This is a genomic window from Enterobacteriaceae endosymbiont of Donacia dentata (assembly GCF_012570745.1).
In the GTDB taxonomy this organism is placed as follows: Bacteria; Pseudomonadota; Gammaproteobacteria; order Enterobacterales; family Enterobacteriaceae.
The window spans coordinates 143,120-154,972 of the sequence record NZ_CP046212.1; the positions used below are offsets into that span (position 1 = coordinate 143,120).

The following is an 11,853-nucleotide window of genomic DNA, read 5'->3' on the forward strand; positions in this document are numbered from 1 at the left end:
AAGAGTATTTATATGTTAAAAAAAATTTTTACTAAAATTTTTGGTAGTAATAATGATCGTATTTTAAAACGTATTCAAAAAACAGTTAATATTATAAATAATATGGAAAAAAAATTTGAAAAATTAACTAATTCTGAATTACAAAATAAAACTTTATATTTAAAAAAAAAATTACAAAATAATCATTCCTTAGAAGATATTTTACCAGAATCTTTTGCAACAGTTAGAGAAGCCAGTAAAAGAATATTTAATATGCGTCACTTTGACGTCCAATTAATTGGCGGTATTGTATTAAATAATAATTGTGTAGCTGAAATGAGAACTGGAGAAGGTAAAACATTAACATCTACATTACCAGCATATCTTAATGCTCTTAGTGGTAAAGGTGTTCATATAGTTACTGTTAATGATTATTTAGCTCAAAGAGATGCTATAAATAATAAAATATTATTTGAATTTTTAGGTTTAACTGTAGGGATTAATATATCTAATATGTCATTAGATGAAAAAAAAATTGCTTATCAAGCAGATATCACCTACGGAACTAATAATGAATATGGATTTGATTTTTTAAGAGATAATATGGTTTTAAATTATGATGAAAAAGTACAACGTACTTTAAATTATGCTATTATAGATGAAGTTGATTCAATACTTATTGATGAAGCTCGTACTCCTTTAATTATCTCAGGTACAACAGAAGATAATTCAGAATTATATGTTCAAATTAATAAAATTATACCTAAATTAATATATCAATCAGAAGAAGATTCTGAATTTTTTAAAGGTCAAGGACATTTTTTTATAGATGAAAAATCACGTCAAGCATATTTAACAGAAAGAGGTTTAGTTTATTTAGAAAAAATGTTAATAAAAAAAAATATTATAAATAAAGGAGAATCTTTATACTCTAATTCTAATATTATTATTTTACATCATGTTATTGCCGCATTAAGAGCACATAAACTTTTTAAAAAAAATACAGATTATATATTAAAAAATAATAAAATTATAATAGTAGATGAACATACTGGAAGATTAATGAAGGGAAGAAGATGGTCTGAAGGATTACATCAAGCAATAGAAGCAAAAGAAAATGTAAAAATTAATAATGAAAATCAAACTTTAGCATCTATTACATTTCAAAACTATTTTAGACTGTATAAAAAATTATCAGGTATGACTGGTACTGCTAGTACTGAATCTTTTGAATTTAAAGAAATTTATAAATTAGATACAGTAGTTATTCCTACTAATAAACCTATGATTAGAAAAGACTTATCAGATTTAGTTTATTTAACTAAAGAAGAAAAAATAAAAGCAATAATTGAAGATATAAAAAATAAAAATTTTAGAGGACAACCAGTATTAGTTGGGACTGTTTCTATAAAAAAATCTGAAATAATTTCTCAAAAATTAAAAAATATAGGTATAAAACATAATGTTTTAAACGCAAAATTTCATGCTAGAGAAGCAGAAATTATATCAAAAGCAGGAAAAAAAAATGCAGTAACAATTGCAACTAATATGGCAGGTAGAGGAACAGATATTGTTTTAGGAGGTAATTTATTATTACATAATACTCAGTATAAATTAGAAACAATCAAAAATTTAAAATTACAGTGGGAAAAACAACATGATGAAATAATTAAATTAGGAGGATTATATGTTATAGGAACAGAAAGACATGAATCAAGAAGAATTGATAATCAATTAAGAGGACGTGCTGGTAGACAAGGAGATATAGGATCTTCAAGATTTTATTTATCAATGGAAGATTCTTTAATGCGTATTTTTGCATCTAAAAATATATCTAATTTAATGAGTAAATTAGGTATGAAAAAAAATGATTATATTGAACATCCTTGGATAACTAAATCAATTTCAACTGCACAAAAAAAAGTAGAACATTATAATTTTGAAATAAGAAAACAATTATTAGAATATGATGACATAATAAATGATCAGCGTTTAGCTATATATTTACAAAGAAATATATTATTAAAATCATCAAATATTAATCAAATAATTAATAATTTTAGAATTGATTTTTTATCAAAAGTTTTAAATAATTATATAAAATCTAATAATTTTATAAAAGAAAAATGGGATTTAAAAAAATTAAAAAAATATTTTATAAATATCTTTAATTATGAACTACCAATTAAGAATTGGTTACATGAAAATAAAAAAAATAATAAAAAAATATTAGATAAAAATTTTATTTTAAAAAAAATAATTAATTTTATAGAAATAAAATACTTTAAAAAAATAAATATAATAGAAAAAAAATATATAAATAATTTTGAAAAAAATATTACATTACAAATTTTAGATAATTTATGGAAAGAACATCTTTCAGCCATAGAATATTTAAAACAAGGTATTCATTTAAGAGGATATGCACAAAAAGATCCTAAACAAGAATTTAAGCATGAATCTTTTCATATGTTTAATGCAATGTTAGATTCTTTAAAAGAAGAAGTTATTATTACTTTAAGTAAAGTTGAAATTAATAAAATTAAAAATTCTGATGAAATTACTTTATTAAGTAATAATAATAAAAATAAAAATATTCATAATTTTAAAATTATAAAAAAAATACCTGATTCTTCTGTAAATAAAACAAATAAGTACTTAAATAATATTAATCTTTTTAAAAAAAAAATAGGTAGAAATGAAAAATGTCCTTGTTTTTCAGGGAAAAAATATAAATTTTGTCATGGATTAATTTTAAAATAGAAATAATAGAGGGTATAAAAAATAAATTTATTTTTTATACCCTCTATTATTTTTAAAATTTTATTTTATGAAAAAAATTTTTAATACTATCTAAAAATTTTTTTAATTTAGGATAATTTCGATAATCAGAAAATTCATTAAAACTTTTTTCTAATTTATATAAAATTTTTTTTTGTGTATTATTTAAATTAATTGGAATTTCTATTTTTATTTTACAAAATAAATCACCAAAATTATTGTTTTTAATGGATTTAATTCCTTTGTTTCGTATTCTAAATATTTTACCTGTTTGAGTATTTTGAGGAATTTTTAATTTTACATACCCATTTAAGGTAGGAATATCTATATTTCCACCTAAAATAGCTGTAATAAAATTAATGGGTAATTCACAATATAAATTATTTTCTTTACGAGTAAAAAGGTGATGTTTCTTTATCTTAATTTCTATATATAAATCTCCAGATGAAAATTTGTTATAACCTATTTCTCCTTCTCCACTTAATCTAATTTGATCTCCTGAATTAATTCCACTAGGAATTTTTACTGATAAAGTTTTATAAACTTCTATTTTTTTTTTACCTTTACAATAAAAACAAGGATTTTTTATAAAATTTCCTTGACCATGACATTTAGGACAAGTTTGTTGAACAGTAAAAAATCCTTGACTCATATGAATTTGTCCTAAACCATTACATGTATAACATTTTTGTAACGCACCTTGAGATCCTGTTCCATTACAATAATTACAATTTTTTAAAATAGGAATTTTAATTTCTTTAGTTATTCCTTTTACCGCATCTTCTAAAGAAAGTTCAATTAGATATTTTAAATCAGATCCTCTTTTAGAACTTTGTTTATTTTTTGTATTCCCCCCAAAAATATCACCAAAAACATCTCCAAAAATATCACTAAAATCAGTTGTTGTATTATTTATATTTTCATGATCAAAAGCAGAATGACCATATGCATCATATGCAGCTCTTTTTTTAGCATTACTTAAAATTTCATAAGCCTGTTTAATTTCTTTAAACTTATCTTCAGCATTTTTATTTCCGGGATTACGATCTGGATGAAACTTCATAGCCAAACGTTTATATGCTTTTTTAATCTCACGATCTTCAGCATTTTTAGTAACACCTAAAATATCATAATAATCTTTTTTTGCCATAATAAATAACTATCCTAATCTCTAACCCCACAATTACTTAATACCGATTATTATCTTCTATAAACGGTATTAACATATTTTTATAATTCCATAAAAAAAATAATTATATATAATAAAAATTATTTTTTTTTATCTTTAATTTCTTCAAATTCAGCATCTACAACTTCATTATCTTGATTATCAGTTTTCATACTATTATTTTTTTTTTGTATATCATTATTATTATCTTTATTATTATCTTTATTATTATTTTTATTAAAAGTCATAATACGACTAGATAATTCTATTAATTTTTGTATTTTTTCTTGTATATCGTTTTTATTTTCTGTTTTAAGAGATTTATTTAAATCATTAATTGCATTATTAATTAATATTTTATCTTCTGATTTAATTTGATCACCAACTTCTTTAATTCTTTTTTCTGTATTATGTATAAGTTGATCTCCTTCATTACGTATTTTAACTAATTCTTCAAAAATACGATCAGATTCACTATTTGCTTCTGCATCTTTTATCATATTTTCAACTTCTTGTTTATTTAAACCTGATGATGCTTGTATAGTAATTTTTTGTTCTTTTCCACTTTTTTTATCTTTTGCAGAAACATGTAAAATTCCATCAGCATCTATATCAAATGTAACTTCTATTTGAGGGATACCTCTTGGAGCAGGATTAATACCATCTAAATTAAATTGACCTAAAGATTTATTATCATTTGCTCTCTTACGTTCTCCCTGTAAAATATGTATAGTAACAGAAGACTGATTATCTTCAGCTGTTGAAAACACTTGACTATGTTTAGTAGGAATAGTAGTATTTTTATCAATTAATGATGTCATTATTCCACCAATTGTTTCAATACCTAAAGATAATGGAGTTACATCTAATAATAACACATCTTTTACATCTCCAGCTAAAACTCCTCCTTGTACTGCAGCCCCTATTGCTACAGCTTCATCAGGATTAACATCTTTTCTTGGTTCTTTATTAAAAAAAGATGCTACTTTATTTTGAACCATAGGCATACGAGTTTGTCCACCTACTAAAATTACATCATTAATATCATTAATAGTCAAGTTTGCATCTTTTAAAGCCATTTTTAATGGTTTAATTGATTGATCTATTAAATCTTCTACTAAAGATTCTAATTTTGCTCTTGTTAACTTAATATTTAAATGTTTCGGACCTGTAGAATCTGCTGTAATATAAGGTAAATTAACATCAGTTTGATGTGCTGAAGATAATTCAATTTTTGCTTTTTCTGCAGATTCTTTTAATCTTTGCATTGCTAATGGATCATTTTTTAAATCTATTCCTTGATCTTTTTTAAATTCTGTTACTAAATAATTAATTATACGACTATCAAAATCCTCTCCTCCTAAATGAGTATCTCCATTAGTTGATAATACTTCAAATGTTTTTTCTCCATCAACATTATCTATTTCAATAATAGAAATATCAAATGTTCCTCCTCCTAAATCATAAACAGCTATAGTACGATTACCTTGTTCTTTATCTAATCCATATGCTAACGCAGCAGCGGTAGGTTCATTTATAATTCTTTTTACTTCTAAACCTGCGATACGACCTGCATCTTTTGTTGCTTGACGTTGTGCATCATTAAAATATGCAGGTACTGTAATAACAGCTTCATTTACTTTAAATCCTAAAAAATCTTCAGCTGTTTTTTTCATTTTTTTTAAAACTTCAGCTGAAATTTGTGGTGGAGCCATTTTTTTTCCGTTAATATCTATCCATGCATCACCATTATTTGCTCTTACAATTTTATAAGGCATAATTTTTATATCACGTTGTACCTCTTCATCATCAAAACGTCTTCCTATTAATCTTTTAATTGCAAAAAGAGTATTTTTAGGATTAGTAATAGCTTGTCTTTTTGCCGGTTGTCCTACTAAAATTTCACCATCTTTGGTATATGCGATAATAGAAGGTGTAGTTCTATCTCCTTCTGAATTTTCTAAAACACGTGCTTTAGATCCATCTATAATTGCTACACAAGAATTAGTTGTTCCTAAATCAATACCAATTATCTTACTCATTTAAATAACTCCTATAAATTTATAATTATTTTTATAATAAAAAATTTTGGTATACAAATAATTATAATATATGTAATTTATATATTCTAAAACATAATCCTTGATGAAGAGGAAATGGGGACACATCTGTACTCATCAAGGGGGTAAATACAAATTTTTTCAAAAATTTGTAATTTTCTTACTAATTATAAAATAAATTAGTTATTAATATTAATTTTCTTTAAAATAAAATATTTATATAATATTATTTTTTAAAATAATAAGATATATTATCTCTATCTAATATTTTATTATAATATTTTTTAATACATAAAATAATTTTTATTTCCATATATTATTTTGGAGAATATAAGTGAAATATATAGCAGAAAAAACAATTTTTTTTAAAAAAAAATTATTAGATTGTATAGTAGTACCTATATTTGAAAAATATAAATTTTCTAAAATTACAAAAGAAATTAATACTATATCTAATAACTATATATTAGATACACTAAAAAAAAACAATATAGAAGGAAAAATTAATCAAAATATTATTTTATATCAAATTCCTAATTTTCCATTTCAAAAAATAGTTCTTATTGGTTATGGTATTAAAAATAATATTAACAGAACACAAAATAAATTAATCATTAATAATGTAATTAATTTATTAAAAAAATATAAAATTAAAGAGATTATTTGGTGTCTTACAGATGTGAAAATAAATAGCTGTAATTTATATTGGAATATAAGAGACACAATTAATATTATAGAAAATAATATTTATATATTTAATAAATTTAAAAATAATTTATTGTATTTTTCATCAAAAATAATATTTAATATTAATAATAATAATCCTAATGACTATTATACTGCTATAGAACACTCAAAAGCAATTAATTTAGGTATAAAAAAAGCTAAAGATATAGCTAATCTTCCTCCAAATATATGTACTCCTGAATATTTATCTATTAAATCATTAAAATTAGCAAAAAAATATAAAAACATTTTTGTAAAAGTTATTGATAAAAATATTATGAAAAAAATAGGTATGAATACCTATCTTACTGTAAGTAAAGGTTCAAAAAATAAACCTTTTATTTCTATTTTAGAGTATCAAAATAATGCTAAATCAAAACCTATAATACTTTTAGGTAAAGGAGTTACTTTTGATTCTGGAGGTATATCTTTAAAACCTAGTAAAAATATGGAAGAAATGAAATATGATATGTGTGGTGCAGCAGCTGTTTATGGAACTATATATGCAATAGCTGAACTTAAATTACCTTTAAACATTATTGCTATTATAGCTGGATGTGAAAATATGCCTGATGGTAATTCATATAGACCTGGTGATATTATACAAACAATGTCTGGAATTACTGTAGAAATTACAAATACAGATGCGGAAGGACGTTTAATTTTATGTGATATTTTAACTTATATAAAAAAGTACAATCCTAAATACGTTATTGATATTGCTACTTTAACAGGAGCTTGTGTTATAGCATTAGGTAATAATATAAGTGGTTTAATGACTAATAATAAAAAATTATCTGAAAATATTATGAAATCTTCATTAGAAACAGATGATCGTGTTTGGGAATTACCTATCGATGATAAAAGTTATTATGATCAATTAAAATCTAATTTTGCTGATTTAGTGAACAGTAGTAATAGTATAGCTGGAGGAGCGATTACTGCAGCTTGTTTTTTATCTAAATTTACTAAAGAATACAAATGGGCTCACATAGATATTGCAGGAACAGCATGGTATTATTTAAATCAAAAAGCAATTTCTTCAGGTAGACCTATTAATATGTTATGTCAATTTCTAATTAATGAAACATTAAATAATAAATAATAAATTTAATATACATTATATTTATATAGGATATTTTTTATCATGGATAAAATATATAATCCAAATTTTTTTGAAAAAAAAATTTATAATTATTGGGAAAATAATAAATATTTAAAAAAAAGATTAATAAAAAACTCTAAAAAATATTTTTCTATTATGGTTCCACCCCCAAATATTACTGGATGTTTACACATGGGGCATGCATTACAATATACAATTATTGATATTTTAATACGTTATAATCGTATGTTAGGAAAAAATATATTATGTCAAGTAGGAATAGATCATGCAGGTATTGCAACTCAAAATTTAATAGAAAAAAAAATTTTTAAAGAAACAGGAAAAATAAAAAATGATTATAGTAAAAAATTTTTTTTAGAAAATGTTTGGAAGTGGAAAAAAAAATATAGTAATATTATTTATAATCAAATGAAAAGATTAGGTTTGTCTGCAGATTGGGAAAAAACAAGATTTACAATGGATAGTAAATTTACTAAATCTGTAAGAGATATTTTTATTTTACTTTATGATGATGGATTAATATATAAAAAAAAAAAATTAATACATTGGGATTTTAAATTAAAGACTGTAATTTCTGATTTAGAAGTAGAACATAAGAAAATAAAAACAAATATTTGGTATATAAAATATTTATTATCAAATAATATTAAAACTATAGATAATAAAAATTATTTAACTGTAGCTACAACACGTCCTGAAACATTATTAGCTGATACTGCAGTTGCAATTAATCCATCAGATAAGAGATATAATAATTTAATTGGAAAATTTGTAATTATTCCAATAATTAAACGTAAAATTCCTATAATAGCAGATGATTATGCTAAAATAGAAAAAGGAACAGGATGTGTAAAAATTAGTCCAGCTCATGATTTTAATGATTATAAAATTGCAATAAAACATAATTTACCTTTAATTAATATTTTTGATTTAAATGGTAATATTTTAAATAAATACCAAATTTATAACAAACAAAAAACAAATATTTTATTTAATGAAAATATACCTAAAAAATTACAAAAAATTAATTTTATAAAAGCAAGAAATATTATTATAAAAAAAATAAAAGAAAAAGGATTACTAGATTCATATAAAAAAAAATTTACACTTATCCCATTTAATATTCGTAGTAATACTATAATTATTCCTATGTTAACAAATCAATGGTATCTAAATACAAAAATTTTATCAAAAAATGCAATAAATGCTGTAAAGAAAAAGCAAATAAAATTTTTTCCAAAAAAATATAAAAATATGTTTTATTCTTGGATGAATAATATTCAAGATTGGTGTATATCTAGACAATTATGGTGGGGACATCAAATACCAGCTTGGTATGATCATAATAATAATATTTATGTGGGTAAAAATTTAAAAGAAATAAAAAAAAAATATAATTTAGATAAAAATATATCTTTAGTACAAGATTCTGATGTTTTAGATACATGGTTTTCTTCTAGTTTATGGACTTTTATTACATTAAATTGGCCTAAAAATAAAACAGATTTTTTTTTATTTCATCCTACTAGTGTTATTGTAAGTGGTTTTGATATTATTTTTTTTTGGATATCTAGAATGATAATGATGACAATGTATTGTGTTAAAAATAAAAATAATATTCCACAAATTCCTTTTAAACATATCTTAATGACAGGATTAATAAGAGATAATAAAGGTAATAAGATGTCTAAATCTAAAGGAAATATTATTAATCCTATAGATTTTATTGAAGGAACTTTATCAAAAAATATATTAAATAATCAAAATTATAAAAAAAATAATAAAATAAATTATCATAATAAAAATATAGAAAAAAAAATATCAAATAAAATTTATGGAGCAGATGCATTAAGATTTACATTAGCTTCTTTATCATCTACTGGTCGTAATATATGTTGGGATATAAATAGATTAGAAGGATATCGTAATTTTTGTAATAAAATTTGGAATGCTAGTATTTTTATACTAAAAAATATAAAATATGAATTTATTAAAAATAAAGAAAATTTATCTTTAGTAGATAAATGGATTTGGTCTGAATATCATTTAATTATTAAATCTTATACAAAATCATTAAATGAATATAGATTTGATCATTCAACTAATATTATATATAATTTTATATGGAATAAATTTTGTGACTGGTATTTAGAATATAGTAAATTTATTTTTCAAGAAAAAAATCAATTAAAATATTCAGGAACACATTATACATTATTTAATATTTTTAAATCATTTTTAAAATTATCACATCCTATAATTCCATTTATTACTGAAATTATATGGCAAAAAATGAATAAAAATAATCAAACTGAATATAATAATAGTATTATGATTCAAAATTTTCCTAAATTTAATAAATCTAAAATAGATCTAAAATCTATAAAAATTTTTAATATTTTTATTAAAATTATTACTATTATTCGTAAATCAAGAATAGAAATGAATATAGATAATAATAAGAAAATTAATTTATACATAAAAAATATTAATTATAAATTAGATATTTTTATTAAAAATAATATAAATATTTTAAAAAAATTTGTTAATATTAAAAAAATTTTTTTTCTAGAAAATAATATTAATTTTCCAGAAAAAACATTAATAAATAAAATAAATAAAATTGAATTTGCAATACCATTAAACATAAAGATCATTAATAAAAAATTTTTATTAAATAAAATTAATATTAAATTACAAAATAATCAAAAAATGATAAATATTTTAAATAAAAATATTAAAAATAAAAATTTTTTATCTAAAGCTCCAAAACAAATTATACAAAAAAAATTAGAAGAAATAAAAAATTATAAAATTTTAAAAAAAGAATTATTAAAAAAAATTTTATTAATTAAAAGTTTATAATATTTATTATTAATTAAAAATTATTTATAAATAAGGATTTATATTATGAATCAATTTTACAATAAACATTTTTTAAAATTAACAGATTTTTCAAAAGAAGAAATTTTTGAATTAATTAAAATTGCTGAAAAATTAAAATATGATAAAAAAAATTTTAAAGAAAAAAAGAAATTAATAAATAAAAATATTATCTTAATTTTTGAAAAAAATTCAACAAGAACAAGATGTTCATTTGAAATAGCTTGTTTTGATCAGGGAGCTAATGTTACTTATTTAAATATTAAAGATAGTCATATAGGATATAAAGAATCATTAAAAGATTCTGCAAGAATTTTAAGTAATATGTATGACGGATTACAATATAGAGGAAAATATCAAAAAAATTTAGAAATTATTGCTAAATATTCTAAAATTCCAGTATGGAATGGTTTAACAAATGAGTTTCATCCTACTCAAATATTAGCAGATTTACTAACTATAAAAGAACATATAAAAAATAAAAACATAGATCAAATAAAATTATCTTATATAGGTGATATTAATAATAATATTTCTTTTAGTTTAATAGAAGCATCAATTATTATTGGGTTTGAATTATATTTAATTTCTCCGCAGAAAATTAAAATAAGTAATAATCCATATATAAATAACCTTATAAAAACATTAAAAAATAAAAATAATATTCATATAACAGACAATATTAATGTAGGTATAAAAAATACTGATTTTATTTACACTGATATTTGGTTATCTATGGGAGAAAAAACATCTTTAAAATTATGGGAAAAAAAAATTAATCAATTTCTTAATTATCAAGTAAATAAATTATTATTAGTAAAAAGTAAAAATCCTAATATTAAAGTTATGCATTGTTTACCTTCTTTACATTTATATAATCACTATAAAAAACTTTTTAATAAAAAAATTATATCTAAATATAAATTATTTAATGGATTAGAAATTACAAATGAAGTTTTTGAATCTAACAATAGTATTATTTTTCAACAAGCAGAAAATAAAATTCACACTATTAAAGCTATAATAATAGCTTCTTTATTAAAAGAAAAATATTAAAATTATTAAAATATTTTATTAAAATTAATAATTAAAAATTTTAGATATAAATTATTTATTATGAAAAAAATTTT

At 20.8% G+C, this 11,853-nt stretch carries 6 protein-coding genes; 4 read left to right on the forward strand and 2 right to left on the reverse strand.

Annotated elements, in window-relative coordinates:
• Nucleotides 1–12: 12 nt before the first annotated feature.
• Entirely contained in the window at nt 13–2,742 is a 2,730-nt protein-coding gene (gene secA / locus GJT90_RS00710) for a preprotein translocase subunit SecA (RefSeq protein ID WP_168919989.1), read from the forward strand.
• A gap of 52 nt (nt 2,743–2,794) precedes the next feature.
• On the opposite strand, the gene dnaJ is transcribed toward secA, so the two are convergent.
• Nucleotides 2,795–3,910 carry a molecular chaperone DnaJ gene (gene dnaJ, locus GJT90_RS00715; protein WP_168919990.1) on the reverse strand — a complete coding sequence of 372 codons (1,116 nt, stop codon included), beginning with the start codon at nt 3,908–3,910 and terminating at the stop codon, nt 2,795–2,797.
• A 119-nt stretch (nt 3,911–4,029) separates the two neighbouring features.
• The gene (gene dnaK, locus GJT90_RS00720) at nt 4,030–5,970 is read right to left on the reverse strand and encodes a molecular chaperone DnaK (RefSeq protein ID WP_168919991.1); all 1,941 of its coding nucleotides are present in this window, start codon (nt 5,968–5,970) and stop codon (nt 4,030–4,032) included.
• A 352-nt stretch (nt 5,971–6,322) separates the two neighbouring features.
• Here dnaK and GJT90_RS00725 point away from each other — a divergent pair, with 352 nt between their 5' ends.
• From GJT90_RS00725 to argF, 3 genes are read left to right on the forward strand one after another with little or no spacing between them, the layout of a single operon-like run.
• Nucleotides 6,323–7,819: a leucyl aminopeptidase gene (locus GJT90_RS00725; RefSeq protein WP_246223059.1), complete on the forward strand. Its 1,497-nt coding sequence runs from the start codon at nt 6,323–6,325 to the stop codon at nt 7,817–7,819.
• 42 nt (nt 7,820–7,861) lie between these two features.
• Complete coding sequence (locus GJT90_RS00730) at nt 7,862–10,705, forward strand: valine--tRNA ligase (protein WP_168919992.1); 2,844 nt, start codon at nt 7,862–7,864, stop codon at nt 10,703–10,705.
• 45 nt (nt 10,706–10,750) lie between these two features.
• Nucleotides 10,751–11,779, forward strand: a complete 1,029-nt coding sequence (argF, locus tag GJT90_RS00735; RefSeq protein ID WP_168919993.1) for an ornithine carbamoyltransferase — start codon at nt 10,751–10,753, stop codon at nt 11,777–11,779.
• The last annotated feature ends 74 nt before the right edge of the window (nt 11,780–11,853 follow it).

What these genes read in the sequence shown, in the direction of transcription:
- secA (WP_168919989.1), top strand. Translation starts at nt 13, where the DNA reads ATGTTAAAAAAAATTTTTACTAAAATTTTTGGTAGTAATAATGATCGT.
- dnaJ (WP_168919990.1), bottom strand. Translation starts at nt 3,910, where the DNA reads ATGGCAAAAAAAGATTATTATGATATTTTAGGTGTTACTAAAAATGCT.
- dnaK (WP_168919991.1), bottom strand. Translation starts at nt 5,970, where the DNA reads ATGAGTAAGATAATTGGTATTGATTTAGGAACAACTAATTCTTGTGTA.
- GJT90_RS00730 (WP_168919992.1), top strand. Translation starts at nt 7,862, where the DNA reads ATGGATAAAATATATAATCCAAATTTTTTTGAAAAAAAAATTTATAAT.
- argF (WP_168919993.1), top strand. Translation starts at nt 10,751, where the DNA reads ATGAATCAATTTTACAATAAACATTTTTTAAAATTAACAGATTTTTCA.